This is a genomic window from Halobacterium sp. GSL-19, from assembly GCF_016917855.1.
In the GTDB taxonomy this organism is placed as follows: Archaea; Halobacteriota; Halobacteria; order Halobacteriales; family Halobacteriaceae; genus Halobacterium; species Halobacterium salinarum.
This window is the reverse complement of sequence record NZ_CP070377.1, coordinates 1,684,742-1,711,665: the sequence shown is the minus strand read 5'-3', so window position 1 is coordinate 1,711,665 and position 26,924 is coordinate 1,684,742. Positions and strand designations below refer to the sequence as shown.

The 26,924-nt window shown below is 61.7% G+C and carries 22 protein-coding genes; 7 read left to right on the top strand and 15 right to left on the bottom strand.

All coding sequences use genetic code 11. The features are described 5' to 3' along the window. Positions 1-10: 10 nt before the first annotated feature. A complete protein-coding gene (locus tag JT689_RS10840; RefSeq protein WP_205251202.1) occupies positions 11-1,741 on the bottom strand; it encodes a transposase in 1,731 nt (576 codons plus the stop codon). 297 nt (positions 1,742-2,038) lie between these two features. Between JT689_RS10840 and JT689_RS12375 the strand changes: the two genes are divergently transcribed. Continuing rightward, positions 2,039-2,575 carry a hypothetical protein gene (locus JT689_RS12375; RefSeq protein ID WP_205252928.1) on the top strand — a complete coding sequence of 179 codons (537 nt, stop codon included), beginning with the start codon at positions 2,039-2,041 and terminating at the stop codon, positions 2,573-2,575. A 236-nt stretch (positions 2,576-2,811) separates the two neighbouring features. Here JT689_RS12375 and JT689_RS10830 read toward each other — a convergent pair whose 3' ends face one another. Together JT689_RS10830 and JT689_RS10825 are read right to left on the bottom strand one after the other, a co-directional pair. Beyond that, positions 2,812-3,528, bottom strand: a complete 717-nt coding sequence (locus tag JT689_RS10830) for a hypothetical protein (protein ID WP_205251201.1) — start codon at positions 3,526-3,528, stop codon at positions 2,812-2,814. Continuing rightward, the gene (locus JT689_RS10825; RefSeq protein WP_205251200.1) at positions 3,519-4,583 is read right to left on the bottom strand and encodes a hypothetical protein; all 1,065 of its coding nucleotides are present in this window, start codon (positions 4,581-4,583) and stop codon (positions 3,519-3,521) included. Before JT689_RS10825 ends, JT689_RS10830 begins: the two co-directional genes overlap by 10 nt. A 625-nt stretch (positions 4,584-5,208) precedes the next feature. On the opposite strand from JT689_RS10825, the gene JT689_RS10820 reads away from it, so the two are divergent. The 3 genes from JT689_RS10820 to JT689_RS10810 all read left to right on the top strand — a co-directional run bounded on the left by JT689_RS10820 (position 5,209) and on the right by JT689_RS10810 (position 8,816). Further along, positions 5,209-6,078 (top strand): hypothetical protein, encoded by an 870-nt coding sequence (locus tag JT689_RS10820; protein WP_205251199.1) that lies wholly within the window; start codon positions 5,209-5,211, stop codon positions 6,076-6,078. Between the two features lie 122 nt (positions 6,079-6,200). After that, complete coding sequence (locus JT689_RS10815; RefSeq protein WP_205251198.1) at positions 6,201-7,163, top strand: hypothetical protein; 963 nt, start codon at positions 6,201-6,203, stop codon at positions 7,161-7,163. Positions 7,164-7,991: 828 nt separating this feature from the next. After that, complete coding sequence (locus JT689_RS10810; protein WP_205251197.1) at positions 7,992-8,816, top strand: IS5 family transposase; 825 nt, start codon at positions 7,992-7,994, stop codon at positions 8,814-8,816. Positions 8,817-8,938: 122 nt separating this feature from the next. Here JT689_RS10810 and JT689_RS10805 read toward each other — a convergent pair whose 3' ends face one another. Next, on the bottom strand, positions 8,939-9,238 hold the full coding sequence (locus JT689_RS10805; protein WP_205251196.1) for a hypothetical protein: 300 nt from the start codon (positions 9,236-9,238) through the stop codon (positions 8,939-8,941). Positions 9,239-9,480: 242 nt separating this feature from the next. Here JT689_RS10805 and JT689_RS10800 point away from each other — a divergent pair, with 242 nt between their 5' ends. Continuing rightward, a complete protein-coding gene (locus JT689_RS10800; RefSeq protein ID WP_205251195.1) occupies positions 9,481-10,488 on the top strand; it encodes an IS110 family transposase in 1,008 nt (335 codons plus the stop codon). Positions 10,489-11,464: 976 nt separating this feature from the next. Further along, entirely contained in the window at positions 11,465-15,370 is a 3,906-nt protein-coding gene (locus JT689_RS10795) for a PAS domain-containing protein (protein ID WP_205251194.1), read from the top strand. Between the two features lie 8 nt (positions 15,371-15,378). Here the strand turns inward: JT689_RS10795 and JT689_RS10790 are convergent, their stop codons facing one another. The 10 genes from JT689_RS10790 to JT689_RS10745 all read right to left on the bottom strand — a co-directional run bounded on the left by JT689_RS10790 (position 15,379) and on the right by JT689_RS10745 (position 24,065). Beyond that, positions 15,379-16,806 carry a DHH family phosphoesterase gene (locus tag JT689_RS10790; RefSeq protein ID WP_205251193.1) on the bottom strand — a complete coding sequence of 476 codons (1,428 nt, stop codon included), beginning with the start codon at positions 16,804-16,806 and terminating at the stop codon, positions 15,379-15,381. A gap of 38 nt (positions 16,807-16,844) precedes the next feature. After that, positions 16,845-17,561, bottom strand: a complete 717-nt coding sequence (locus JT689_RS10785; protein ID WP_205251192.1) for a uroporphyrinogen-III synthase — start codon at positions 17,559-17,561, stop codon at positions 16,845-16,847. After that, positions 17,558-18,298: a uroporphyrinogen-III C-methyltransferase gene (gene cobA / locus JT689_RS10780; protein WP_010903739.1), complete on the bottom strand. Its 741-nt coding sequence runs from the start codon at positions 18,296-18,298 to the stop codon at positions 17,558-17,560. The genes JT689_RS10785 and cobA overlap by 4 nt, the downstream gene beginning before the upstream one ends. A gap of 1 nt (position 18,299) precedes the next feature. After that, on the bottom strand, positions 18,300-19,490 hold the full coding sequence (gene hemC, locus JT689_RS10775) for a hydroxymethylbilane synthase (protein WP_205251191.1): 1,191 nt from the start codon (positions 19,488-19,490) through the stop codon (positions 18,300-18,302). A 56-nt stretch (positions 19,491-19,546) separates the two neighbouring features. Next, complete coding sequence (locus tag JT689_RS10770) at positions 19,547-20,074, bottom strand: hypothetical protein (RefSeq protein ID WP_205251190.1); 528 nt, start codon at positions 20,072-20,074, stop codon at positions 19,547-19,549. Beyond that, positions 20,071-20,589: a hypothetical protein gene (locus JT689_RS10765; protein WP_205251189.1), complete on the bottom strand. Its 519-nt coding sequence runs from the start codon at positions 20,587-20,589 to the stop codon at positions 20,071-20,073. Before JT689_RS10765 ends, JT689_RS10770 begins: the two co-directional genes overlap by 4 nt. 48 nt (positions 20,590-20,637) lie before the next feature. Continuing rightward, on the bottom strand, positions 20,638-21,975 hold the full coding sequence (locus tag JT689_RS10760; RefSeq protein WP_205251188.1) for a glutamate-1-semialdehyde 2,1-aminomutase: 1,338 nt from the start codon (positions 21,973-21,975) through the stop codon (positions 20,638-20,640). A gap of 95 nt (positions 21,976-22,070) precedes the next feature. After that, on the bottom strand, positions 22,071-22,733 hold the full coding sequence (locus JT689_RS10755; RefSeq protein WP_205251187.1) for a CPBP family intramembrane glutamic endopeptidase: 663 nt from the start codon (positions 22,731-22,733) through the stop codon (positions 22,071-22,073). A gap of 6 nt (positions 22,734-22,739) precedes the next feature. Further along, the gene (gene hemB / locus JT689_RS10750; RefSeq protein WP_136361622.1) at positions 22,740-23,720 is read right to left on the bottom strand and encodes a porphobilinogen synthase; all 981 of its coding nucleotides are present in this window, start codon (positions 23,718-23,720) and stop codon (positions 22,740-22,742) included. Positions 23,721-23,876: 156 nt separating this feature from the next. After that, a complete protein-coding gene (locus JT689_RS10745; RefSeq protein ID WP_205251186.1) occupies positions 23,877-24,065 on the bottom strand; it encodes a hypothetical protein in 189 nt (62 codons plus the stop codon). A 74-nt stretch (positions 24,066-24,139) separates the two neighbouring features. Between JT689_RS10745 and JT689_RS10740 the strand changes: the two genes are divergently transcribed. Continuing rightward, positions 24,140-24,706: a GNAT family protein gene (locus JT689_RS10740; RefSeq protein ID WP_205251185.1), complete on the top strand. Its 567-nt coding sequence runs from the start codon at positions 24,140-24,142 to the stop codon at positions 24,704-24,706. 75 nt (positions 24,707-24,781) lie between these two features. On the opposite strand, the gene JT689_RS10735 is transcribed toward JT689_RS10740, so the two are convergent. Continuing rightward, the gene (locus JT689_RS10735) at positions 24,782-26,917 is read right to left on the bottom strand and encodes a (Fe-S)-binding protein (protein ID WP_136361619.1); all 2,136 of its coding nucleotides are present in this window, start codon (positions 26,915-26,917) and stop codon (positions 24,782-24,784) included. Positions 26,918-26,924: the final 7 nt, after the last annotated feature.

Here is a 26,924-nt window from a genome sequence, read left to right as displayed (position 1 = left end):
GAGAAAATCGTTACCCGAACTCCCGTAGGAAGTCACCTAACGCCCGCACGAACGTCTTCGCCGTGATCACTGGCGGCGACCGAATCGGCTTATCGAGCGCGACCTTGATCAAATAGTCTGTGAGCCGCCACAGGTTATAGATCAGCGTCGATAGCGCGAAGTTGCACAGCCGCAGCCGGTAGTCCGTCGACGACGTCTTCGGCAGAAAGCCCTTAATCGACTTGTACTGGTTTTCGATGTCCCAGCGCCGACTGTACCCGTTCACGACACCCTGAATCTCCTCGGGCTCGACGCGGTCCTGGTTCGTCACGAACACCGCGTACTTTCCATCGGCATCATCGCTCGTACTCGGGGCATAGAGGAACTCCGCCTCGTGATGGACCTCACCATCGATTCCAAACGGAACGTCGTGTTTGACAGCGGCGTCCGCTGTCGAATGTTCCTGAATGTCCTGAATTGCTGCCAAGTCATCTTCGTACGTCGGCACTGGGGAGAGATACGTGAGCCCGCGCTCGTGGACCTCTGCGTACACGCGATTGGCGTAGAATCCACGGTCGAACATCACCGTATCCAGGTCGACGAACTGCTCGGCCCGGTCGAGTAATCGACTCACCAGATCAGCTTTCGAGTACGATGGAGAGTCGTCAGGCTCCCACGTAGAGTCTTCTTTGACTGGCTCAATACCGAGGACGATTGGTGCGTGATCCCCAACGAGCGTGATGGTGGCATACTTGTAGCCACGTTTGTACTCGCCGTCGTTCTTGTAGCCGCTGACCATCTTCGGGTAGTCCGGTTTCGCGATGCCTGCTTCTTTGTCTTCCCACGGCCAGACGTGGAACTGCTCGTAGGTGATGTCGATGGCTGCAACGGTCTCCCGTGAGTCGAAGGGATCGTCGCCGCGAATTGAGTTGATGATATTCTTGGTGGCGGCGTTGAACGCCGTCATGATCGCGTCCCGAATCTGGTCGATCTCGGGCATCGAATCATCGTCCTCGAACTCCGCGAACGTGAGCTGGCCGTCGGACTCCTCGGGCGTCGCAATCTTCTTGATTGCTCGCAGGAACGTCGAGTCGCCGCAGGTGAGGTCATCGTCGGTGAGCCAGCCATACTCGGCTTCCGAATGAGCACTGCCGTTGTTCGCGCAGATGCTCGCGAACATATCCAGGATTACCTCGTCGGAGTACGTCTTGTGGGCCGCTCGGTGCGTGTCGAATTCGGGGATGACGTGTTTGCGAGCGAGCGTTAGCGTCTTCTGGACCTTCTCCTTCTTGTACTCGCTCGTGCTCTGTGCCTCCTCCTCAGTATCGGTTGGGATGGACGGCACGAGGCCTTCCGTGAGGACATTATGGTCGAGCGCAGTTTGGCGGATGCCAGCAACCGTGCGATTGAGGACTTCTTGGGTGTCTTCGCTGAATTGTGCGTGCGTGTACGAGAGTTGCTGTTGGGTCGGCGTCTTTTCGAGGTCAGTAATATCGAAGTGGAAGCTCTTGACGAGGCTTGGCTCTCGTCCGAGCCGTTGGGCTAATTCGTTCTGTGAGATGCCGCGAATGCCTTTGAACAGGAGTGTGCGAAACATTTCGTCGGTCTCGAAGTCGACGCGGTTCTGGTCGCGGGCGTCCTCGAGATTGTTGACGGGAACCGAGAGTTGGCGAATGACATCCCAGAGGTGGTCTTCACGCTCACAGAGCGTCTCCGCGTGTACGATGATTGACTCAGCGATAGCCGACGGGTCAGTCGGCATTCCGCCACCTCCCGGGCGAGTTACGACACTGTTGGACGATACGTACCCAGAGACTGGAGTGATACTGTGTCGAGGTAGCTGCTCCGGTAGGGCAAAGAATAGTATAGAGTAGAGTGATAGTTGGGTCGCGCATTAGTGTCGTTAGTCTGCGCTAACCTTACATTGGGAGTTATATCAATAGGTATGCGCGCTGTAATTGGGGAATTGGTTGTAGGCATAATTCGGTACAATCAGAGAATTAGTTTGAATCTTATTTTGGTTGGGTTTATAGTGATGGGTGGTGAACAGGGGGATACGATGGGGTTGGACGACCTTGAGGCGTTTCTTCGGAAGAAGGGCGCAGCAGAACTGCTCACGGAAATTGGGACGGGAACAGCGACGTTTAACGCGCTCGTCGACGCGGTCGCGGTCAGTAACTCGACAGTGTCCGCGCGGCTCTCAGAAGGCGTTGACCGCGAGGTATTCACGGTGCGTCACAGTCCGACCGAGCACGGGACAGAGAAGCAGTATCAACTCACAATTCTTGGGCGGCGCATCTACGATTGGGCAGAGAAGACAGAGTTCGAGCGGAAGGTTCGAGAGTTACGGCGGGTGCGTCATGAGCGAGCGACGGCATTCGAGCAGCTACTTGGACGGATCAATCGGGATATGGAGATACGGAAGATGGTCGCCGACGTCGACCCCTTAGAGGGGAAGGACGTAGAGCTGCCTGACGGTGCATCTCTCGTGCAGAAAGAGCCATCCGAGGAAGCGCTCCGTGAAGCAAAGTTCGAACGGCTGGAAGACTCCCTCGAGCCCATTACGGACGATGGATCTGAAGAGAATAGTGGGTGAAGACAAATTCCGGAACGCTAACTATAGCCCGGGAGGTTAACCCCGAAGGGTTCCTGACTAGGAGACCCGTACGACGTGAGTAAAGCCCAGGAGTGGGTTAATATCTGCCAATTATAGCTGATAGAGGAACGCGATTAAGCGTGTAACAGACACCGGTGGATTTCGAACAGACCATAAAGAAATGTATTTCCCCCAATATGAAGAATAATCACTCCCACTAGATATTCTTGAAGAAGTCACTCAGCCTCCTCAGCCAGATACATTAATGGTATAATGTAAATTACTGATACCAATACTAATTTTACAGAAGGTAGGGGTGAGTCTCTTGCTGTGAGAGGTACTAAGACCAGCCATAGCACCACATATGCAACAGAGGTTCCTATGACGTATTTGAAGAGTTGCTTAGTTTTCCACTCTGTGAATAATACCCAGATGAATGATGGAATTAAGAAAATGAATAGAAGTCCAAGCGCAGATAAGTTGCTGGTGGGATCAAGGCTGTTAACTGCGGCTACTCCTGAAGCAATTATTATGAATGCAGGTAACGCTGTTGCCCCTATTATTACACAACGCTGAAGTTTCGGAATTCTGAGTTTGCTTTTCTTATATGAGGTCCAGAGTAATCCAATCCCAATAGAAGACAAAATAATGCTTGCCGTAACAATCTCTGGACGCGAAAATACCCCAAGAGAAGGAGATAATATCTGCCATGCCACAAATTGAGGAACTAAGCAGATAGCGATCCTCTTTAGAAGGGGTGGGCTAATGCCAGTTTGATGATAACCACGTTTAGATAACCAGTACGAAATGGCTATAATAGTTACAATTGGGGCTATGGCACCTTTCGAACTAAACCCGGCCTGTGAACCACCGGCAAAAGTAATGACAAACGCAGGCCCGATCAACCAAAATATTGTCTTCCAAAAATTCGCCATATGTGTGTCTATTCCCACCCAATATCAACAGAGTCCCATTTTGTAAATCCACTGAAACTACCATCAGTTCTCGCATCGACCCCACCATAATCAAAGGTTCCACCAGACGCAGTTCCTTTCACTTCCATACCTGCATAATATGTTTCGCCGGGAGTGAATTCTTCCCCGTTATCGAGACGAACGGTATTGGTGAACTCCTCATTGTTTCTCCATTCCTCTAATCCAGATCCGCTCTTACTTAGAATGGTCTTTGAGCCAACCTCATTCCTGTTAGAATCTTTTATATATAGTTTGAAGTTAACTGAGGCGCTTGCAAGACCAAGAGCTATAATTGACAGTTTGTATTCTCCTTCGAATGTAATTTCAGGTCTATCGGGTGTTGAAGATGAACTATTTGAAATGTATATCTCAACCTCAGCCGCAGATTGGAAAAAGGCATTCGCAGCACCTGGATACGCGGTCAATGTTCCGAATGCATAATTCCCGTTATTTAATTTTCTATACTGACAACATTCGCCATCTGACATACTATTGTCTTCAATCGGGTACTCGTCATTCCCAAATTGACATTCTTGAATTCCGTTTCGAAGATAGCTTGCTTCAGCAACACTCGTTCCACCGCCTGGCTCGACAGTCTCTGCCCAGCGGCCGTGAGTAGCATCTGCAACGGTCTCATAATCACCCAAGTCAATTACTACTAAAGGGGACCCGGGAGCTGGAGAAATTTCATCGGTTCCCATTCCACCGCCCTGTTTGGCATCTTCGATTCCGAGATCGGCTTTTTCGATTTCTGATTTTTGCTTTGATAGTTTTTGTTTGTCCGTCTCTATTACAATTTCCCCATCTGATTTTTCAGTATATTCCACCTCCTTTGATTCCCCATTTTCAAGGATATATTCTGCGACCGCATAGTTATCCTTGATAGTAGGGAACCTGGCATCTACAACGTCGTGTTCCCATCCCTTTTGCGAAATACTACCAGCCTTAACAAGTCCCAGAGGGCCTGAAGAAAGACCAGCCATTCCAATTCCTGCTAGTACTGCTCTCCTGGAGGTCTGATCATGTTCAGACACAATCCAGTTTGCTTTAGAAGAGGGGTTATAATATAGTTAATTTGTGTTCTCAAACTCTGAAGTCGCTAGTTAATTTATATTTTCGTATCATCAAAAGGTAGTTGTTTCTATCTGCATAGGACTACTCATCTGAAGTGGTTTAATAGGAGTGCTTAACTTGTTTATAATTCGAGATCATAGGCAAATACCAAAAAGAGCCGTTCGAAAGCCGTTGAGAACATAACCAGTTTCTTCCACGACCATCTGTCCCAGGAATAGAAAAGTAAGACCTAACTGTTGCAGGTCGTGACGTTGTTGAGACTGGAAGGCGACAGGTCTTTCGGCGGCAGGCTGAGAACTGCCAAGTCACCAGCGCGCTACTAGGTACCGACAGCGCCCTCGGCGACGAGTTTGATTTCTTCTGTACTGTCGATTCGGCTACTCCGATCTGAATACGCACATCTGTGAGGCGCTCACCTATATTTATCTCTTGAATCATTTCAACAGAGCCAGCTCAATCGGTGTGATTCATATCTCAATTTCATTTTGATTTGTAGGAATCCATCTTCTGAAACTGTGGCTAGGTTGTAGGCACGAAAGATAAATAACGTATGAGTATATGAGTAGTATTCGAATGAAAACTGATATGGTTGATAGCCTTCATCAGCCGGAGTATACTGGCGAGAACAGATGTGAACCGTGTACGGTAGTGAATTTGGTAATTGCAGCGGTGATCAGCTCTCTTATTGCACGCAAATCACGCATTTTCGGGTTGATTGCCGTTCTCATTTCCGTTGGGTTAATCTATCTTCGAGGATATCTGATTCCGGGCACCCCAACGCTGACGAAACAGTATCTTCCGCCGACTGTCCTGCGCTGGTTCGGAAAGGAGCCCACAGAACCAACTAGAGGTGGACTTGGAACTGGTAACAGTGCGGTTGAGTCGCCATCACATAGGGAAAATAGCAGCGATAGATCCATCGCACAACAATCCCCGACAGATGATGGAAGGAATTTAGAACAATATCTAATAGATAAAAATATATTGAAAATTTGTGATGGGGGTAGTGATCTTTGCTTGACTACTAGCTTCAAATCCGATTTAGATACTATTTTAGATGAGTTGGATAAAGAGGAAGTGACAACCGAAAACGTGACGACTGCATTTCAGTTTGATGGAAATAACGAATTTCTCACAGAGGAGTACGATGATGCTGTACTGCTTAGGCGAGGAACAACAATAGTTGGTCAATGGCCCTCAAAGGCAGCGTTGCTTGCTGATGTAGCAATTTCAAAAATACTAGCCGATCGTGATTCCGACTGGAAAGACTTCAATCCGGAGGCTCAAGGGGAAATTCTCAATGGCGTTAGGATATTTCTCGATAGATGCCCGATTTGCAGAAGTGACATTCAGTTCACTGAAGAAACAGTGGAATCGTGCTGTCAGTCGCACGAAGTTATAGCTGCTGTTTGTGAAGATACATCAAAGCGTCTATTTGAGCAGCCTATCAATTGATCAGCTACAATTAATCTCTGTCGCAACGATTCTAAGGTAATTATAGAATCTCCGGATAGAAATTAACGCAAATTTGAGTAATAGAAAGCTTTAACTTTTAGGGAGATAAGTTATAGGTGTAAATGACAGAGAACAAGATAAACCCAGGCGAGATTAATCGTAGAGAGTTACTGAAGAAGGTTGGCGGAGCCGCAGCTACTACAGCAGCTATCTCTGGTAGCGCTTCCGCTAGCAATACGAAATCCAACGGTAGCTTAGAGGATGACGAAGGCAGTGGTGGAACCCAACTGGACGGAAACGTCGTTGAGGAAAAAGAGCTAGATACTGAGAGTGAACGTGTCGAAAAACTCCTTGATAAACCTGCTATCCAAACAGTAGCTGAAACGGTAGAAACTCCGAATGATGAAACAGTAGATAATTTGGATCCCATTGCAGTAACGGAGTATCTTATCAATCTCGGAGACTCTCTAGCTACGGCATTCGAAATCGAAACTGAAATTGGTGATTTGCTGTACGTAGATGGAGCGGATGATGTAAAATACAAGATTGAAAATTCAGAAGTAATCAAGAAAAAAGTGCCAAAGGTGTGGGATGAATTCAAAGACACCACACAGGGACTTCCGAGTGGAACTTCCGTAACCATACTTGCAAACGACTCCACAACTGAAATCGTTCGGTCTATATCCGATACTGAGGTCGAGAAAATAAAGGATGCAATCAACTATACAGGAAATCAGTTCAACGCAAGCTATAGCATCGATCTTGAAGGGTTCTATGTTCGGGTCGTAGATGGAGAAACGGTCAGAAGATTGAAGGTAGCTGCCGATGATGAAAAAATTTCTTCTGAAACGGTTGAGTTCATTATCACACCACAGGACAACGATTGTGGATGTCTTCCGTGTATAGAGGCGGTAGCTTCAAAAGCAGGGTGTTATATTGGTTGTTTCAGTGCTGGCGGCGTTACCGGTGGTGCAGCCTGCATTATTTGCATCTCACTTAGCTCATTTTCACTTAGAAACTGTGATGGGTGTAATCCTCCTTGCTGTCTAAACTGTTGTAATTTCAGTTGTGCTCCCAGCCTGTAGGTCTTGCCTTAACCTAGTGAGTATCTCATATTGAAAATTCAAACGAGTAATATAGTGTTCATTCAGGGGGATCGACACGTATAAGCATCTTCGCATAGTTTATATGTGTATGAATAAAGAGCGTATCTTAACGTGCTCTTTCGTCTATGTTGGGCTTTTATTCCTATTACAATTTTCGCTGTTATATGAATTCCAACTAAATTTAGATAGTCTAACTCAATTTATATTGGGGGTTTCATTCTTATCATTTGGAGTTATTAGATGGCGCTCTAGGGATACAGAGAACTCTGACTCAAGAGATTCTGAATTAGTGGTGTATTTGATGGTTCTCGTCTCAATTATACTATCTGCAATATTTATCATGCGATTATTCTAAAATTCGGGCCCTCCTTCCGTTGTCCCAGGATTCTATTCCAATACCAAACTGACGATATTTTCTGTATCTACCACCGACGGCTTGAACCTATAACAGTTCGAGGATACCGATACATCCATTTCTGATACTCCGTACAGGAAGACAAGATCCATCGGTTGCTCGTCCGTGATCGGTTAAAGAGCAATTGATAGTGACTGCTATGAGTATATTCTGCCAACCGCGCCGTTTTGCACCGTTCAGTCGGTGATACGCATGAACTCTTTCAGCGGAGCGGTAAAGAGTCACAGCAATCACTATGAGAGGTAATTAATCTCTACGTCCCGGTTTCACCTCCGTCGGCACGAACTCTGACTGCAGCAGCCGGGCATCTATTATCATGGGGCCTTGTTTAGATGCCATAGAGATCAGCTTCTCCGGTGAATTAATTGACCTCTAACTCAGACCCGAACAGTGTGCCCTCTCGTCTTTCGCGCTTCACAGATCGCCTCGTAACGTTGGCGAAACGTGCTGTCTCTGGCGATCCTTCACCACCGGTCAAGAAGGGTGACGGCGGCTACGCTGACTGGGTCATTGTCGTAATCCACGGTCTCCGAGAATATCTTGACCTTCCATATCGACGGCTCCTCGATGTTCTTCACGAGATGAAGGGGATCGTCAAGAAACTGGATCTTGAACCGAGTGACCTGCCGGACTTTACGACTGTCTGCGTACGGAAGCAGCAGCTCCCGATGGCAGTCTGGCGAACCCCCCTGCGACTCTCCGCTGATCTCCACGATACCGGAGACGTGCAGGCTATCGATGCAACTGGATTTGACCGTCATTCGGCTAGCCGTCACTACGCAGATCGGGCGGACTACACCTTCAAATCGGTCAAGACGACAGCGTTGGTAGACTGCGAAACCAGTACCGTCTTGGATATTCACTGTTCAATGAAGCAGCCACACGACACCCACGTCGGGCGACAGGTACTCACGCGGAATCTCAACCAATTACAGACCATTACCGCTGATAAGGGGTATGACTGGGATGATCTGCGTGAAGAACTTCGGGAGGGTGACGTTCGGCCAGTAATCAAACCCCGGGAGTTCTATCCGCTTGATCTGGCGCACAACGCTCGCCACGACGATGACATCTATCACCGTCGGTCAGTTGTTGAGGCCGTCTTCTTTGCGCTTAAGCAGCGATACGGTGACACGCTCCGAGCACGGACGTGGTTCGGACAGTTCCGTGAGCTCGTTTTGAAAGCGACTGTGAGAAATGTCGAACTTGCTCTCTAACAACGGTCAATACAATTGGCACCCACTATGCTCTGATACACTGCTTGACAAACCAATCGTTAGGGGTTTGAGAATTGTTGAAAGGCCGATTTAACTGTTGATATTATAATTCTACTGGACGTTCAAATAACAAGGATTGATCCGATAGCGAATACAGCAAGAGACAGTATGGATGTAATTATAAGTGCATCAACGGGGAGATCGCGTTCAACCGTCAAGTAGAGATCAATTCCGACGAGACCGGGTGCTCCACCCATCAAAACCAACGCACCACAGCCAAGTAGCCATGCAGTAGTGTTCTCACCGCTTGAAGCGGTCATACTGTCTTTGGCGTGCCACAGCCAGTAGCTGAGAAGAGCGAGGACTATCACAGCGATAACGCCCACAAGGAGGGCGGTGAAAGGACTGTCAAGAGAGGGCATATTGCGACATATTGGGAACGCTCTTGATGCGATGAAAGCCTGCTAAGTCCCCAGCGCATGGAGTAAGAATGGGGTGGCAAAGGCCGATGGTTCACAAGCGTTCACAAACGCGTGCTCTTGATTGGCCGACGTGCCAAGGAAGCCGCATCATGGGAGGCCGCCCGGCTGTCTCGGAAGACAGCCGGGCGGCGAGCCCGAATAGGTGTGTCTCTACTCCATGCACCACCACTCCAGAGGCAACAATGCACTACCTCGGAATCGACGTCCACAAAGACGAATCGCACGTTGCTGTCTTGGACGATGATGGCGAGGTTACTGAAGAGATTCGCGTCGAGAACGCGAATCTCGACGATGTCGCTCAACAGTATGCAGGATCGCAAGCAGCTATCGAAGCAACCAGCAACTACTACACGATCTACGACACACTCGACGAGGACCTTGATGTGGTTGTCGCCGATCCGCAGCAAACCAAAGCGATCGGGATCGCGGAGGTGAAAAACGACCGGCTCGACGCCAAGTTGCTCGCGCAACTTCGCCGAGCCGGCATGATAGCTCAGAGTTACGTTCCTTCGGAAGAACTGCGGGAGCGCCGCGCACTCGTGCGCGGCCGGAAGACGTTAGTTGAGAAGCGCACGGACTTCAAGAACGAGATCCATTCGCTGCTCGACAAGCACGGTATCTCCTACGATTGGGATCCGTTTAGCGAAGAAGGACGAGAGATCCTCGCCGGCGAGGATCTCTCGCTAGGCGTCGTCGGTCAGCAGTTGTTGGACTCGTTTCTGTCGGTGATCGATGAACTCACCGAACAGATTGACGCACTCGAAGAGCTGATTGAAGAAACAGCTGCGTCTCTGGAGGAGACGCAGCTGTTGATGACAATCCCGGGCGTGAGTTTCTACTCATCGTTGCTCATCACCGCTGAAATCGGCGAGATAGAGCGCTTTGACGAGGCGAACGAGGTGGTGAGTTACGCTGGGCTGGACCCTGTCGTCCGCGAGTCAGGCGACTCGCGGACTGAGGGTGGAATCTCGAAACGAGGAAGCGGTGATTTACGATGGATTCTCGTTCAGTGCGTTCAGACGGCGGTGCATCGGTGTAACGATCCGTATCTTGGCCGGTTCTACGCTCGGTTGAAACGACGGAAGAATCACCAGATAGCGATCGTCGCAACCGCTCGCAAACTGCTGGTGTCGATCTTCCATATGCTCGACCGGAAGGAGGTGTATGACCCACCAGGAGTGAGTAGCTGAGGCCCGCCAGTGGGCGGGCCACAGCGGTCTCATGCAGGCAGCGTGAGCCACAGCTTCCGCAGTTCACGAATCCCCCGCCTGCCGGCTGATCGAACAGCTGTCGCTGTTCCGTCGTGTGGTTGTCGCGGATACCTACGGGAGGCCTTGATCTCGCCGTAACATCTACTATCGTGGACGTGGTTTGTGGAGGTAGCAGGCTTTCATAGGTGTGAAGCAGATTGTTGGTGAAAACTCGCTAGTTCAGGTTAGTTCCAAGAAGCCACGATTCAGCCGGGTGTAGGGCCGTTCTGGAGAGGTAGTTCAAGTGATTCTGATTTGCAAAATCGCAAGACAGGTCGCCACCAACAATGTTCTACCCAAGAGGTTCGACCACTGAGGTTGTCACCTCTCCTAAAGAGCTGAGTAGCTCGACATCGGTAAGAAGTATTGGTTATTTGGTGGTTTGTAGAAATCCAAACGCCGAATCTCTGGCCCCTTCCGTTGGACCGTTCTGTATCGTAGAAATTGGTTTATGGCTCGCCGTTGGTCGCAGTCGCGTTCGCCATGCTCGACTGGGAGCCAGTCCCCACGTGGGTGGCTCCAACCCGATACTTGCGTCTTGCCGACCGGTGGCTCGGGTGCACCCCGAGCGTCGCTGGCCTGATCGCAGCATCACTCGGACGCCGGGCGCACCTGTGCTGGCGGGCTGCGATCCCCTCGGTTGGACTCCTGACCGCGCACGGTTGCCATCGTAGTCACCGTGCCATCCCGGCCCGCCACTACAATAAAGCACATACTGCAATACAGAACTCACGTGGCACAGTTGTTCACGAGTTCGACGATCGGGATCCCGAGGGATAGCAGTTCAGTCACACGGCACCAAACAGCCGGCCCCCCGCAAAGAGAGGTCTCGTGGCGGCGGCCGCCCGCCTTGCGCTGGCCGTCCACAGCGGCCGCCAGCACATGGTTAATATAACTACACAACGTACAGACACAGATGACCACGCTGGACGCCGGTGCAGCCAGCCCGGTTCACGTGCTGTACGTGAACGACGACGACGACTTCGCTGAACTCACTCGCAGGAAGCTCCAGAGCGCGCCGGCATCGTTCACCGTCACCACGGTGGGGACCGCAGCCGATGCACTCGCCCGGCTCGACGAATCGGCAATCGACTGCGTCGTCACGTCGTACTCGCTGCCGGACACCACGGGGATCGACCTCCTCGAACGGATTCACGACACCGACCACGATCCGCCAACGATCCTGTTCACTGGCCGGGGCAGCGAACGGATCGCAAGCGAGGCGACGCGCGCGGGCGTCTCCGACTACCTCCCGATTCATGCCGGCCAGCGCAGCTTCGAGTTGCTCGCGCGCCGCGTCCGGACGCTCGCCGAGGCAGCCCGCAAGGAGACGGTCGCCGAGGAGATGTCGGACCGGTTCCGACGGACGCTCGAACGCTCCACGGACGCCGTCTACGCCGTCGACGAGGACTGGCGCATCGAATACATGAACGAGACGATGGCCGACCGCATCGACCGTGATCGTGACGCCGTGGTCGGCACCGTACTCTGGGAGGAGTTCCCCTCGCTGGTCGGGACGCCCCTGGAAGAACAGTACCGCACGGCGATGGAAACCGGCGAGTCGGTGTCGTCCGAACAGCGCCTCGGCGCGCCCTTCGACTACTGGGTCGACGTTCGGGCGTTCCCCGACGACGACGGGTTGACCGTGTTCTCCCAGGAGATCACCGACGAGCGCGAGCAGGCCCTGGCGCTGGAGCGCAGCGAGACGATCCTCCGCCACATCCACGATGTCGTGTTCGTCGTCGACGACGCGGGCGTCGTTGAGTTCGCCAACGCCGCCGCACAGCGCGTGATCGGCGGCACACAGTCCGCGCCGCTGGTCGGTCACCACCTGCCGACGATCATCGAGGACCGCGGCAGCACCGCCGACGCAACGAGCGTTTCGGACGCGATCGACTCGACGCTGGCGGAACTCGAAAGCGACGGCGGCACCGCCGGCTTCTACGATGTCAACCTGCCCATCGACTTCGACGCCGGCAACGACACCCGCACGCTCGACGTTCGGTTCACGCCGTTCCGGACTGCGGCCGACCGCCAGGTCCTGGTTGTCGGGCGAGACATCACCGAGCAAAGCGACGTGCGGCGACACCTCGAACGCGAACGGGACGCACTCCGGGAGATCCAGCGCGTCGTGGCTGAGACGGAGCTGTCCGTCGACGAACGCCTCGAAGCGCTGCTGGCGGTGGGGTGTCAGGCGTTGGGCCTGGAGATCGGGATCGTGTCCCACATCCACGGCGAGCAGTACACCGTCAAAGCCGCACACACGTCCGGCGTCGACATCGCGCCCGGCGACGAGTTCGATCTGGCGACGACGTACTGTGAATCAGTCGTCGGCAGTGACACCGTCTGTTCGTTCAGTGACGCCACCGCCGACGGGCGCGAGACCCATCCCGCCTACGAGGAGCTCGGCCTCCAGTCGTACGTCGGCGCGCCGCTGATCGTGGACGGCGACCGCTACGGGACGATCAACTTCTCCAGTCCGGCCACGCGGGTCGCCGACTTCGACGCGATCGAGGAGACGCTCGTCGAGTTGCTGGCGGAACTCGTCAGCGCGGAACTCTCCCGGGGCCGCGACCGCGCGGAACTCCAGCGTCGCCAGTTCCTCTTCGAGCGCATCCAGGAGACCGCCAACGTCGGTGTGTTCGAGTACGCCCCGTCGACGGGGTCGCTCGAGTGGTCCGACGGCGTCCGCCGGATCCACGGCGTCGATCCGGGGTACGAGCCGTCGTTCGACGACGCGATCGACGCCTACCATCCCGACGACCGGGAGACGATCGCAGCGGCCGTCGACCGCGCGCTCGACGAGGGGGAGCCGTACGACCTCGATCTCCGGATCGTGCGCCCGGACGGCGTGGTGCGTGACGTCCGCGCGTGGGGCGAGCGCGTCGACAGCCCACAGCATGGCGCTCGGACGCTGCGGGGAGTGATTCAGGACATCACCGGGCGGAAGTCCCGGGAGCGCGAGCACAAAGCGCTCGCCGAGGAGTACGAGGCGCTCCTGGAGACGTCCGGTGACGCGATCTTCCTGCTCGACGTCGACACCACCGGCGACGAGCCCCGCTTCGAGTTCGCGCGGCTCAGTCCCGGCTACGAGGCCCAAACCGGCTTGGAGACGGCGGCGGTCAAAGGGAAGACGCCGCGGGAGGTCTTCGGCGACGAACAGGGCAGCGAGGTCGCCGCGAACTACCGCCGCTGTGTCGACGAGGGCGCCCCGATCTCGTACCGCGAGGAGTTGGATGTCGGCCCGGACGCCCGGTTCTGGGACACGGGGTTGGCACCGGTGGTCGTCGACGGCGAGATCGTTCGCATCGTCGGCATCGCGCGCAACGTCACCGACCAGGTCGAGCGCGAGCGCAGCCTCGAAGCAACCAACCAGCGCCTGGAGTCGCTCATCGAGGCAACCCCGCTTGCGGTGATGGAGATCGACCCGGACGGCACGGTCACGCGCTGGAACGACGAGGCCGAGTCGATGTTCGGGTGGACCCGCGAGGAGGTGGTCGGCGAGTTCAATCCGGTCGTTCCGGACAGCCAGCGCGACGAGTTCGAGGACCACCGCCAGCGCGTCCTGGGCGGCGAGCGGATCCGCGGGATGGAGCTGCGCCGCCGGACGAAGTCGGGTGGCGACCTGGATGTGCTCCTGTCCGCCGCGCCGGTCCCGGGCGCCGACGGGGAGACGACCAGCCTCCTCGCCGTGCTTGAGGACATCACTCCCCAGAAGCAACTGGAGGCGAAGCTGCGCGCCCTCCAGGAGACCGCGCGGCGGCTCACGAGCGCGCAGTCGAGCGCGGCGGTGGGTGAGATCGCCGTCGAGGTGGCGGCCGACGTGCTCGGGTACGACCTCACCGCCGTCTGGGAGCACGACGAGCAGTCGGCGTCGTTGGTGCCGCTCGCCGCGACGGGCGCCACGCGGGAGGCGTTCGACGACATCCCGACCCTGCAGTCCGGCGACAGCCTCGCGTGGGACGCCTTCGAGTCCGCGGAGCTGCACGTGTACGACGACCTCGAACACCAGTCCGATCTGGTGGCGTCGGGGACCCCCCTGGAAAGCGGCCTGTTCGTGCCCCTCGGCGGGTTCGGTGTCCTCGGTGTGGGGGCGACCGCCGGGCAGACGTTCTCGGACACCGACGTTGATCTGTTCCGGATCCTGGGGTCGACCGTGGCAGCGGCGCTCGCTCGCGCGACCCGGGAGACCGAACTGCAGCGACAAAACGAGCGCCTCGATCAGTTCGCGAGCGTCGTCGCCCACGACCTCCGGAACCCCCTCTCGGTCGCCACAGGGTTCCTGGATATCGTCGCGGACACCGGGGAGTTGGAGTACCTCGACCGGATCGAGTCCGCCCACGACCGCATGGCGCGGCTCATCGACGACCTGCTCACGCTGGCCAGCGGCGAGTCGACGGTCACCGACGCCGAGTGCGTCGACTTGCACGCAGTGACGACCGAGTCGTGGGGCTACGTCGACACGGCCGAGGCGACGCTGTGCGTCCGCGACGACCTCCGCACTGTGTCCGGCGACGGCAGCCGACTGACCCAACTGTTCGAGAACGTGTTCCGGAACGCCGTCGAACACGGGGGTGCTGCTGTCACGGTGACGGTCGGCCAGCTCGCCGACCGCGAGGGGTTTTACGTCGCCGACGACGGCGACGGGATCCCCGAAGACGAGCGCGGCGACGTGCTCGATCACGGCGTCACCTCAAGCGACGCCGGCACCGGGTTCGGGCTGTCGATCGTCGAGGACATCGCCAAAGCCCACGGTTGGGCGGTCGTCGTGACGGCGGGCGCGGACGGCGGCGCGCGCTTCGAGTTCGAGACCGATCCCTGACCGCGGTGCTAGTCGCCGCCGCGCTGGGCGGCGAGCACGCCGCTGGCGGCGTCCAGGAACGCCCGCTCGTTGCCCGCCGGCACGGTTGCACCCGCGGCGGCCTCGTGGCCGCCCCCGTCGCCGCCGGCCGCAGCCGCGGCCTCTCGAACGACCACCGCGAGATCCACGCCGGCGTCGACGACCCTGGCGGTGGCGCGCGCCGACACCTTCACCGCGGGCTCGTCGTCCTTGGCCGCGAACGCGACGATGGGGCGGTCGTTCTCGGTTTCGTCGCCGCTCAGCGCCATCCCAGCGACGATGCCCACGATGGTCTCCCGGATGCGGTCGTCGGCGTGGAACCACTGGAGGTCGTCCTCGACGGTGACGCCCTCCCGTGTCACCCACGACACGCCCTCGGAGAGCGTTTGCCGGTGTTCCTCGCGGAGCGACCGCGCGCGCTCAAGCGCGTCACCGCGGTCCCCCATGCAGACCGCGAGCCCGACGTCGGCGCGCTCGTAGCGCGCCGTCGCGTTCAGCAGCGTGGCGAACTCGCTTGCGTCCCGCAGCGCGGTGCCGGGCTCCTCGTCGGTGAGCGTGTACGTCGTGCCCACGAGGGTCGTCACTTCGGCGCTGGGAACGCCGGTCCGGACGGCGCGCTTGACGAGCGCGCTGACGACGGTTCGGCGCTCGTCGTGGTCCAGTGACGCCCACGTCCGCCAGTCGCCGCCGTCGTGGAGGTCGACATCGAGGGCGTCGAGGAACCGGATCGCGCCCTGGTGGTCGTTCGTGATGCCCGGGATGTACAGCTCGCTTGCGTACTCCAGGAGCCTCGGCAGCGGCCGCGTCTGCGTGCCGTACAGCGCGAGCCCGGTGGCGGTGTCCAGCACGCCCGCCTCGACGCCGTCGGCCGCGACGCGGGTGTTCGCGCCGACGAGTTCGCCGTCGACGGTTTGGCGGTCGCCGACCGCGCCGACGACAGCCAGCGCCGCCAGATCCGTGGCGTCCGTTCCGAGCAGCGCCCGCGCGAGCACGTAGGTCGCGCCCGCACCGGACAGCTCGGTGCCGCCGTCGACGCCCTCCAGCAGCGGGTTGAGGTGGCAGTCGGTGGCGGCGTTCTCGGCGGGCTGGTGGTGGTCGGCGATCACCGGCGTGAACTCGCCCGCCCGCTCGTGGGCGGTGATCGCGTCCAGTTGCCCGCTGCCGAAGTCGGTGAACAGCACCGTTCCGTGGTCAGCGCCCGCGATGTCGGCGATTTCCTCGTCGTCGAGTTGCTTCGAGAACACGACCTCGTGGGGGATGGCCGCACGCTCCAGGGCCGTCGACGCGATGCCCGCGCTCGTCAGGCCGTCGGCGTCGATGTGCGACGCCACGAGGACGCTGTCGGCGTCCCGCAGGGCGTCCGCGCAGGCCGCTGCGCGCTCGGCCAGCGCCGGCACGGGGGGGCCGTCGGTGTCCATCACCCCCGGATAGCGCGCACTCGCGTAAAAACGTCCGCCTACGCGTCCTCGATGGTGGCCCGCGCCAGCGCCTCGAAGCCAGCGTCGTCGGGCACCACGTCGACGCTGATGCCGTGGTCGGCGGCCGTCTCGGCCGTCGGCGGCCCGATGGCACCCACCGTGGCGTCGGCGAGCCCCTCGCGGGCGGCCGACTCGATGCCGCGCTCGCGGGCGGCCGCCAGCCAGTGCTCGACCGTCAGCGAGGACGTGAACAGCGCCGCGTCGAGGTCGCCGGCGGCGGCGAGTTCCGTGGAGTCACCCGCGCCTGCCGGGCGCGTGAGCGCGTACAGCACCGTTTCGTGGACGTACGCGCCGGCCTCGGCTAGCCCGTCAGTGAGCACCGCCGAGCCGTGGTCCGAGCGCGCCACCTCGACGCGCGCGCCGTCGATGTCGCCGTCCAACGCGGCGACGAGCCCGGCGCTGGTGTACTCCTCGGGGACCACGTCGACCGTCCAGCCCGCCTCGCGGCAGGCGTCGGCGGTCGCCGGCCCGATGGCTGCCAGCCGCCCGCTTCCCGGCGTCCACCCGCTGTCGGCGGCGAGTTCGACGCCGGTCTTGCTCGTGACGACGACGACAGCGCCGTCCCCGCGGGGGACAGCCCCGGTCGGGTCGACGGCCAGCATCGGGTCCGGAACCGGCACAGCGCCCAGGTCGTCGAGCAGCGCGACGGCGTCCGCGATGCGGTCGTCGTCGGGCCGGAACACCGCGGCGTTCACGGCTCGCCCTCCACCCCGTCCCAGAGGCCAGCGACGCCGCCGATGACGGTGATCGCGGGCGGCGAAATCCCCGCCTCGTCGCGGGCCGCGACGATCGTGGCCAGGGTGCCCGTGGCGACCTGCTGGCCGGGCCGCGTTCCCTTCTCGACGAGCGCAACCGGCGTCTCGGGGTCCATCCCCGCGTCCCGGAGCGCGGCGGTGTACTCCGGCAGCTTCCCGACGCCCATCAACACGACGATGGTGCCGCCGGTGTCGGCCAGCGCCCCCCAGTCGACGGCGGATTCGTCCTTGCCGGGGTCCTCGTGGCCGGTGACGAACGACACCGAGGAGGCGTGGTCGCGGTGCGTGACCGGGATGTCGGCCGCCGCCGGCGCGGCAACCGGCGACGTGACGCCCGGCACGACCTCGAAGTCGACGCCGTGCTCGGCGAGGTACAGCATCTCCTCGCCGCCCCGCCCGAACACGAACGGGTCGCCGCCCTTCAGCCGCACCACGTCGTTGCCGTCCTCGGCGAGCTCGACGAGTCGCGCGTTCGTCTCCGACTGGGGGGTGCGCTCGCCGCCCGCGCGCTTCCCGACGTCCTCGCGTTTCCCCTCGGGGATCGACGACAGGATCTCCGGACCGGGGAGCTTGTCGTGTAACACCACGTCGGCCGCCTCCAGCAGCCGCGTCGCCTTCACCGTCAGCAGCTCCGGATCACCGGGGCCGCTCCCCACGAGGTAGACTGTGCCGGTCATTTCAGGCCTCCGTGCGCGCGTCCTCGATGAGGTCCGCGGCACCCCGATCGCGCAGGTCGGCGGCGAGTTCGCGGGCGTCCGTCGCGTACTGCTCGGCGTCCAGCTCGCGGGTCTCCCCGACCTGCTCGCTGCCGTCCTGGCTGAACACCTGCACGGCCGTCCGGATGGTGTCACCCTGCACGAGGGCGTGCACGCCGATGGGCGCGATGCAGCCGCCGCCAAGCTCCTCGAGCACGACGCGCTCGGCGGTCACTTCCACGCGCGTCCGGACGTGTTCGAGGGCGTCCCGGAGCGTGTCGACCACGTCGCTGTCCCGGCGCGCGGTCACACAGAGCGCCCCCTGCCCGGTCGCCGGCACGTGCGTGCCCGTCGACAGCTCCTCGATGCCGACGTGGTGCAGCAAGCCGGTGCGCTCCAAGCCCACGCGCGCCATCACCAGCGCGTCGTACTCGGTGTCCGGGTCGCGCTCCATCGCGGACTGCTGGAGCGGCGTCAGCGAGTCGAACCACTCCGTGACCGACTGCTCGAACTCGCTGCTCGACGCGGTGTCGTCACCGTCGTCGGCCGCCCCTTCCTCGCCGTCCTCGGTGTCGAGGTTCTCGACGCCCGCCTCGATGTCGGCGGTGTAGTCGCCGCGGCGCTGTTCGCGGGCGTCCCGGGATTGGGCTTCCTTCTCGGCCTCGGTGCGGCGCTCGTGCTCGCGGTGCAGCGCCGGCGCGAGCAGCTTCTCCACGCGCGTGCCGACGTTCCCGCGGATGGGCTCGACGTCGAGGCCGGGCCGGTGGGCCTGCACTTGCGCGCCCCGCCGCAGGCTCGCGGTGCCGACGACACTGCCGGGCGGCAGGTCTTCGAGATCGGTGCCGTCCGGGGTGACGAGCACGTCCGCGGGGTTCTCGCGGTGGGGCACCGCGGCCACAACGAGGTCCTCGGGAACCTCGGTCGGCACGTCTTTCATCGAGTGCACGGCGGCGTCGACGGTGCCCTCCATGACCTCCTGGTCGAGCGCGCGCACGAACGCGCCGGTCTTCCCGAGGTCGCTGATGAGCGCGTCGGTCACGCGGTCGCCCTCCGTCTCCACTTCAACGAGTTCGACGTCGTGGCGGCGGTCCTCGAGGGTGTCGACGACCTCGCCGGCCTGCCGGAGCGCGAGGTCAGACCCCCGTGTCGCGAGTCGAATCTGCTGGCTGCTCATGTCTCAGCCTCCGCGCTCCCGATTGAAACCCTCTGCGTTCCGCTGCGGCGGCGTTCCTACACGCGCTCGTTCTCCCGGAACTCCGCGCGCCACTCCCGGAACCCCGACGGCATCACCACCACTCCGCGGCGGGCGCGCACGTACAGGATGGCGAGCGCGGTCCCACCAACCACCGCAGCACCGAGCAACACGCCGCCCCGCGGTGACCCGCTCCTCAGCGACGGCCCGCGGAACAGCGCCACCAGCCCGAACACCAACACCACATCGACGGCGGTCGCCAGCAGCGGTGCGGTCGCCAGCAGCGGCGTGGTTCGCGCCATCCCCAGCAGCGTCGCGTCCGTCGCGTTCCGGATCGCCCGCGTGTCCAGGTACGCCGCGATCGGGAACGCCAGGTAGACTCCGACCGCCGGCACGCCGAACGCGACCGCCGGCAGGTAGACGGCTGCCTCCACCGAGGCGTACGCCTCCGGCACCACCACGATGATGCCAACCATCCAGGCCGCGGCCACGACCCAGAGCGCCACCACCAGCGGGAGGGCACCGATCCAGTACCACGACCGGGAGCGCACGCGATGCTCGCTCATGGTCGGCCTATGGACTCGTGCCTCTTATATAGGTAGTACACGGCGAGCGCCACTTGCAGCGGCTGCACCACGACCCCCACGAGGCCGACCAGGCCGTAGCTCGCGGGGTCGGGTTGCCAGTCGCCGCGCACGGCCGCGACCGCCTCGGCGTCGCGGAAGACGGCGACCGGGAACACCAGCGAGACGATCATCCCGACGAACGCAAGCAGCACCGCGACCACGACGAGTGCGAGGCTGACGACGCCGAACCCGGCGCTGACGCGTACGGCCGGCCCGCCGGCAACCACGCCCGTGACCAGAAGCACTCCCACCACGGCCGCGAACGCGACCCCGACGGCGGAACCCACCACCCAGTAGGCGGGCACCGCCGCCACCCAGTACCACCACTCCGAGTCCACTCCGTCGGGCTGTTCGCCGATCTCTCGGGCGTGATCCGGGCCGCCGCCGCCCGGCGTGACCGGGTCGCTTCGGCGGCCGCCACTGCCGTCCGCATCGTCGCCGCGGTCGGACACCATGCCGGGGCGTTCGACGTGCTGTGAGAAAAACCCCCGCCGCAGACCGCCTCAGAGCGCGTTCCGGTACGCCTCGATGGTCTCGTCGACGTCCGCCTCGGTGTGGCCGTACGAGACGAACTGTGATTCGAACTGGTTCTGGGAGAGCAACACGCCGGCGTCCAGCAGCTGCGGACGGAACACGCGGTTCCAGCGCTGGACGGCGGCGTCGCCGACGTCGGCCCCGGTTTTCGGGCAGGCGGCGTGGCGCTCACAGTCGGGGTCCTGGCGGCAGCCGTCGGTGCACGCGCCCGACTGCGCGTCGCCATCGCGCGTGAACACCACTTTGAACATACTATCACGGCCCACGACAGTGTACGCGGGCGCGTGTTCGGCGACCACCGCTGCCAACCCCTCGCGGAGCCGCCCCCCGAGGCGGTTCACGTGCTCGTAGACGTCGTTTTCGGCGGCGTACTGGAGCGTCTCCAGGCCGGCCGCCATCGTCACCGGATGCCCGGAGAACGTCCCCGCCTGGAACACGTCGCCGGTCGGCGTGAACTCCTCCATGACGTCCGTGCGGCCGCCGATCGCGCCGACCGGGAAGCCGCCGCCGATGATCTTCCCGAACGTCGTGACGTCCGGGGTGATGTCGAATTCGGACTGCGCGCAGCCCAGTCCGCCGACCCGGAAGCCCGTGATGACCTCGTCCCAGATCAGCAGCGCGCCGTGGTCGTGGGTGAGGTCCCGCAGCGTCTCGTGGTAGCCCGCGACCGGCTCGACGATGCCCTTGTTCGCCAGGATCGGCTCGACGAGCACGGCGGCGATGTCGTCGCCGTGGGTCTCGAACACCTCGGTGACAGCGTCGGCGTCGTTGAACGGCACCGGGATGGTGTGCTGGGCGAACGCCGGCGGGATGCCCGCGGAGGAGGGGCCACGGTGGTCGGCGTCGCCCTCCACGAGCGTGGACTCCTGTGCGCCGTGGTAGCCGCCCTGCATCACGACGATCTTGTTCCGGCCGGTGTAGCCGCGGGCGAGCCGCACGGCCGACACCGTCGCCTCGGTGCCGGAGTTCACGAAGCGCAGCAGCTCCACGCTGGGGACGTGGCGCGCCACGAACTCGGCGTGCTCGACTTCGATCTCGGTCGGTGTGCCGAACAGCGGGCCGTCGCTGGCGCGGCGCTGGATCGCGGCCGTGACCGGCTGGGGGAGGTCGTGGCCCAACAGCAGCGGGCCAAGCCCCATCACCCAGTCGATATACCGGTTGCCGTCGGCGTCGATGACGTGGCCGCCGTCCCCGGACTGCACGAACGTCGGGTACGGCTGTGGCGCGGCTCGCACGGTGGAGTTTACGCCGCCGACGAGCACGTCGAGCGACCGGTCGTAGAGCTCCCGGGACGTCTCGCGGTTCATGCCCTCGGGTTGGGTCGGTCCCCGAAAATAGGTGTCGGGTTCGGCGCTCGATCCGGCGGCGACCACCGTTCTCGCAGGCGAACGCACCGGCGCGTTCACTCCCTCGGGCGCGCCGTGGTGTCGCCGGCCAGCAGCAGGCCGACCGCGTCGTTGAGGGCGTGGACGGCCATCACGACCGGGAGGCTGTGCGTCCAGAGGTAGAGCGCGAGCAACACGACGGTCGGTTGGGCCATCTGGACGGCGGCGGCCCGCGACCAGTGCTCGCCGACGTGGGCGGCGAGGAACGCCACGAGGGAGACGGCGGCCGCGAGCAGCGGGCTCCCGGTGAGCGCGGTCACGCGCTCGACGGCGTACCCCCGATAGGGGACTTCCTCAGTGACACCGGCCGTCCCGGCGACGACCAGTCGCTCGGCCACCGAGCGGTCCGTGAACGCCGCCATCCCGTCCCGCATCGCGTCCGCCGTGCCCAGCGCCTCCCACAGCGGCGAGAACAGGAGTGCGCTGCCGAGCATCGCGGCGAGGCCGACGGCGGTGTGGTACGCGAACGGCAGCGGGCCGGCGACCGTCCAGCCGATGGACGAGAGCGGCCGTCCCTCGACGGCGAGGACGTAGCCGGCGACGGCGGCCGGCACTAGCCACTTCCAGACGTGCGGTTCGAGGCCGTCGCTCGGCCCCCCGAGCCGGTCCTGCAGTCGGGACACCGCCTCGAAGCCGCCGAACGAGAGCGCGAGGCCGCCGAGGACGACCACCCAGTCCATCCGCCGTCAGAGGGTCTCGGCCACGTCCTCGGCGAAGTACGTGATGATGAGGTCCGCGCCCGCGCGCTTGATCGACAGCAGGCTCTCGTGGGCGACCGATTCGAGGTCCAGCCAGCCCTTCTCGGCGGCGGCGTGCAACATCGCGTACTCCCCGGAGACGTTGTACGCCGCGACCGGGCGGTCGAACTCGCGGCGCACGTCGCTCACCACGTCGAGGTACGGCAACGCGGGCTTGACCATCAGCACGTCCGCGCCCTGCTCGACGTCCAGGGCGACCTCGCGGCTGGCCTCCCGCCGGTTGGCGGGGTCCATCTGGTAGTGGCGGCGGTCACCGAACGACGGCGCACCGTCGGCGGCGTCCCGGAACGGCCCGTAGAACGCCGACTCGTATTTCGCGGCGTAGCTCATGATCGGCACGTCGCTGAACCCCGCGTCGTCGAGGGCGGTCCGGATGGCGTCCACCATGCCGTCGGTCATCGCCGACGGCGCAATCATCTCCGCGCCCGCCTCGGCGTGCGACACCGCCGTTTCCGCGAGCAGCGACAGCGTCTCGTCGTTTTTGACCGTGAGCGTGGGGTCGGTGTCGGCGTCCGCCTCGACGACCCCGCAGTGGCCGTGGCTGGTGTACTCACACAGACAGACGTCGGTGATGACGTAGGCGTCGGTCTCGCTGGTGATGCGCCGCGTCGCCTCCTGCACGATGCCGTCGTCGGCGTACGCCCGGCTCCCGGTGTCGTCTTTGGACGCCGGGATGCCGAACAGCACGATGGCCTCGACGCCGGTGTCGAGGATCTCCCGGGTCCGGTCGACGGCGTCGGCAAGCGGGACGCGCTCCTGGCCGGGCATCGACGGGATCGGGGTGCGTTCGTCCGCCGTCGCGTCCACGAACACGGGCGCAACCAGGTCGGCGGGGGTCAACGTCGTCTCCGAAACCAGATCACGGACGCCGTCGCGGCGGAGTCGCCGCGGTCGGTGTGGAAGCTCCATGTGTTGTCCTCCGGCCGGCCCCGCAAAAGCGTTCGCGGAACCATCGGTCCTGACCGCTACCAGGATGCCCACACCCCCCAGGCCGCCGGCCGGATTCCACAACCGGGTTGGCGGTGTCACATCTCCGGGGCGTGTGGACAGGGCCCACCTCCAGTTCTACGCGCTGTACGTCTCGCGGCCTCGCTGCTCGGACCCGCGACCGCCGGCGTGCTCTATGAGCGCTACGGCCTCGACCCCGTTTTCGACGTGCCCGCCGTGTTGTTCGTCGTGGTCTGGGTGCTGTTGGACGCCGACGACACCCGCATCCGGGGGTTCCCGTTCAGCGACCTCGCGGTGAACCGCCACGGACCGACTGTCAGTCCGCCGAGTGAAATCCCGTTCAGCGAAGCTATAACAGCCCGCCGGCGTCACTGTCTACCATGCCCGGGCCAGCATTCGCGGACGGCGACGCCGTCTCTCTCCACCCGATCGAGGACGAAGACCACGAGTTCATCCAGTACGGCCGCAACCAGCCCGACGTGCGGGTGCCGCTGACCGACACCGACATCCGCACCCTCGACGACGTCGCGGAGTCAGTCGAGGACTCGGACGACCGCTTTCTCATCTGCGTCGACGACCGTGACGACTCGACGGACGAGCCCGCGAGCAGCGACGCCGACAACCCGACGCCGGTCGGCGAGGTGGCGTTCGCGTGGGTCAGCCAGGCGGGCGAGCACGGCAGCCTGATGTACTGGATCGCGCCCGACCACCAGGGCAACGGCTACGTCACCGAGGCCACGACGCTGTTCCTCGACTACGTGTTCGGCGAGCGGGGCTTCCACAGGGTCGACGCCCACGTACTCGCCCCCAACGAGGCGTCGCAGGCGGCCCTGGAGAAACTGGGGTTCGAGCGCGAGGGCCAGCGCCGTGACGACGCCATCGTGGACGGCGAGTACGTCGACACCTACACCTACGGGCTGCTCGACCACGAGTGGCTGGACGACTGAGTCGGCGCGTCGACTGGTGTCGCGGCGACCACACCGGTCTCCGACGTGCGAACCAGTTCAGTCGTGCGATGGCACTCAGTCGGCAGCCGCCGGTGTCTCGCTGACACCGCTCGCGGCGGCACCGCCGCTCGCCTCGATGGCTTCCACGAGCAACTCGGTGACGTCCGTGATCTCGATGTCGTCCTCGTAGCCCCCGGTCTTGCGGCCGTCCTCGTACATCGTCATGCACATCGGGCACGCGACGACGAACCGGTCGACGTCCGGCCCCGCGTCGGTGTCCTCCAGCGCCTCCCGGATGCGCTCCTCGCTGGGTTTCGGCTCCTCGTCGAAATCCATCCAGAGGCCGCCGCCGCCGCCGCCACAGCAAAAGGAGTCGCTGCGGTTCCGGGGCATCTCGTCGAGCGTGACGCCCGTGGCGCGCACGACCTCACGGGGGGCCTCGAACTCGCCGTTGTACCGCCCCAGATGGCAGGGGTCGTGGTAGGTGACGGTGTCGTCGAGCTCCGTGCCCGAGAGTCCGAGCGCGCCCTCGTTCACGAGGCCCTCGACGACCTGCGTGTAGTGGTAGACCGAATCGGCGTTCTCGAAGCCGAACTGGTCGTACTCGTTGGAGAAGGTGTTGTACGAGTGGGGGTCCGTGCAGACGATCTTCTCGTAATCGCAGTCGTCGAACGCCGCGATGTTGTCCTCGGCGAGCATCTCGTAGAGCCCCTCCTCGCCCACGCGGCGGATGTCGTTGCCGTCGTTTTGCTCGTCCTCGTAGAGGATGCCGTAGTCGACGCCCGCCGTCTCGAAGACCGTCGCCAGGGAGCGTGCGATGTGCTGGTTGCGCTCGTCGTAGCTCGGGTAGTCGCCGACGTACCAGAGGTACTCCACGGACTGCTCGCGGGCGTCCGGAACCTCGAAGTCCAGGTCGTCGGCCCAGTCCGGGCGCGTGCGGTCCGGCTCACCGAACGTGTTGCCCTTCTGGAAGGCGTTCATCACGGCGTCCTCGACGTTCTTGTTCATCTGTCCGGACTCCGTGAGCCGGCGGTTCATCTCCGTGAACTGCGTGACGTGCTCGATGTCCACCGGGCAGGCGTCCATGCACGCCATACAGGACATGCAGGACTCCATCGTCGACGCGTCGATGACCGAGGTGCCGCCGTCGGCGACGATGTCGACCTCCTCGCGGTCGCCGGACGCCACGCCCTCGCGGTAGGATTTCAAGTCCAGAATCACGTCCCGCGGGTCCAGGGGGCGGCCGGCAGCCTTCGCCGGGCACACCGACGAACAGCGGCCACACTTCGTGCAGGCGTCGTGGTCGAGCAGCTGCTTCCAGGAGAAGTCCTCGATCTCCGACGGGCCGATCTCCTCGGGGCTGGCGTCCGCGGGGACGCGGGGGAGCCGGCGGCCGGCGTCCGCGTCGCGGGCGACGAGGTTGGCGTAACTGGAGATCATGTGGAACGGCTTGGCGTACGGGACCGCGGCGACGAACCCCAGCGCCAGGATCGAGTGACTCCACCAGATGACGGGGTAGGCCGCGGCCGCCAGTGATCCGTCGACGCCGGCGGCCGACAGCACGTCCGCGACGAACCAGCCGACGAACGAGACGGTCTCGAAGCTGGGGAAGCCGGTGCCGAGGATGCGAACGCCCTCCGTGACGTAGCCGCCGACCCCAAGCAGGAACAGCGCCCACACGAACGCGTCGTCCTCGCGGCTGGTGTGTTTCCCCCAGAGGCGCTGGTTGCGCACCCAGTACCGCCGGTAGATGGCGACCCCGACGCCGACGACGAACAACAGCCCCATGGCGTCCATCACCAGCGAGTACGAGAGGTAGAACTCACCCACGAAAAACGACGACTGGCCCAGCGCTTTCGTCCAGACGTCCATATCGATCGCGAGGATGGTGGTGCCGATGAGCAGCGTCAGAAACCCCCACAGGATGAACGTATGCATCAGGCCCGCGACCAGGTCGCGGTCGAACTGCTTTTCGTTGGACGCGACGAGCTTCGCGGCCGACACCACGCGTCCGGGGAGGTTCGACAGCCGCTCGGTCGGGTCCTCGCTGCCGCGGGCGTAGGTGGCGAACCGCTGGTAGACGCCGTACAGGAAGATCGCGACGGCCATCGCGGCGAGCCCGTAGAACATGGCCTCGCCGACGTGGCTGATGCGCCAGAACGTGGGGCGTGTGGTCTCGCCCCCCGTTTGCGCCAGCACGGTCGAATACATACCAGTA

Bases quoted from the DNA above. Each gene is read 5' to 3' on its own strand.
- JT689_RS10765 (WP_205251189.1), bottom strand. From the start codon at position 20,589: ATGGTGTCCGACCGCGGCGACGATGCGGACGGCAGTGGCGGCCGCCGA.
- JT689_RS10820 (WP_205251199.1), top strand. From the start codon at position 5,209: ATGGTTGATAGCCTTCATCAGCCGGAGTATACTGGCGAGAACAGATGT.
- JT689_RS10760 (WP_205251188.1), bottom strand. From the start codon at position 21,975: ATGAACCGCGAGACGTCCCGGGAGCTCTACGACCGGTCGCTCGACGTG.
- JT689_RS10800 (WP_205251195.1), top strand. From the start codon at position 9,481: ATGCACTACCTCGGAATCGACGTCCACAAAGACGAATCGCACGTTGCT.
- JT689_RS10840 (WP_205251202.1), bottom strand. From the start codon at position 1,741: ATGCCGACTGACCCGTCGGCTATCGCTGAGTCAATCATCGTACACGCG.
- hemB (WP_136361622.1), bottom strand. From the start codon at position 23,720: ATGGAGCTTCCACACCGACCGCGGCGACTCCGCCGCGACGGCGTCCGT.
- JT689_RS10755 (WP_205251187.1), bottom strand. From the start codon at position 22,733: ATGGACTGGGTGGTCGTCCTCGGCGGCCTCGCGCTCTCGTTCGGCGGC.
- JT689_RS10815 (WP_205251198.1), top strand. From the start codon at position 6,201: ATGACAGAGAACAAGATAAACCCAGGCGAGATTAATCGTAGAGAGTTA.
- JT689_RS10735 (WP_136361619.1), bottom strand. From the start codon at position 26,917: ATGTATTCGACCGTGCTGGCGCAAACGGGGGGCGAGACCACACGCCCC.
- JT689_RS10770 (WP_205251190.1), bottom strand. From the start codon at position 20,074: ATGAGCGAGCATCGCGTGCGCTCCCGGTCGTGGTACTGGATCGGTGCC.
- cobA (WP_010903739.1), bottom strand. From the start codon at position 18,298: ATGACCGGCACAGTCTACCTCGTGGGGAGCGGCCCCGGTGATCCGGAG.
- JT689_RS10790 (WP_205251193.1), bottom strand. From the start codon at position 16,806: ATGGACACCGACGGCCCCCCCGTGCCGGCGCTGGCCGAGCGCGCAGCG.
- JT689_RS12375 (WP_205252928.1), top strand. From the start codon at position 2,039: ATGGGGTTGGACGACCTTGAGGCGTTTCTTCGGAAGAAGGGCGCAGCA.
- JT689_RS10805 (WP_205251196.1), bottom strand. From the start codon at position 9,238: ATGCCCTCTCTTGACAGTCCTTTCACCGCCCTCCTTGTGGGCGTTATC.
- JT689_RS10740 (WP_205251185.1), top strand. From the start codon at position 24,140: ATGCCCGGGCCAGCATTCGCGGACGGCGACGCCGTCTCTCTCCACCCG.
- JT689_RS10795 (WP_205251194.1), top strand. From the start codon at position 11,465: ATGACCACGCTGGACGCCGGTGCAGCCAGCCCGGTTCACGTGCTGTAC.
- hemC (WP_205251191.1), bottom strand. From the start codon at position 19,490: ATGAGCAGCCAGCAGATTCGACTCGCGACACGGGGGTCTGACCTCGCG.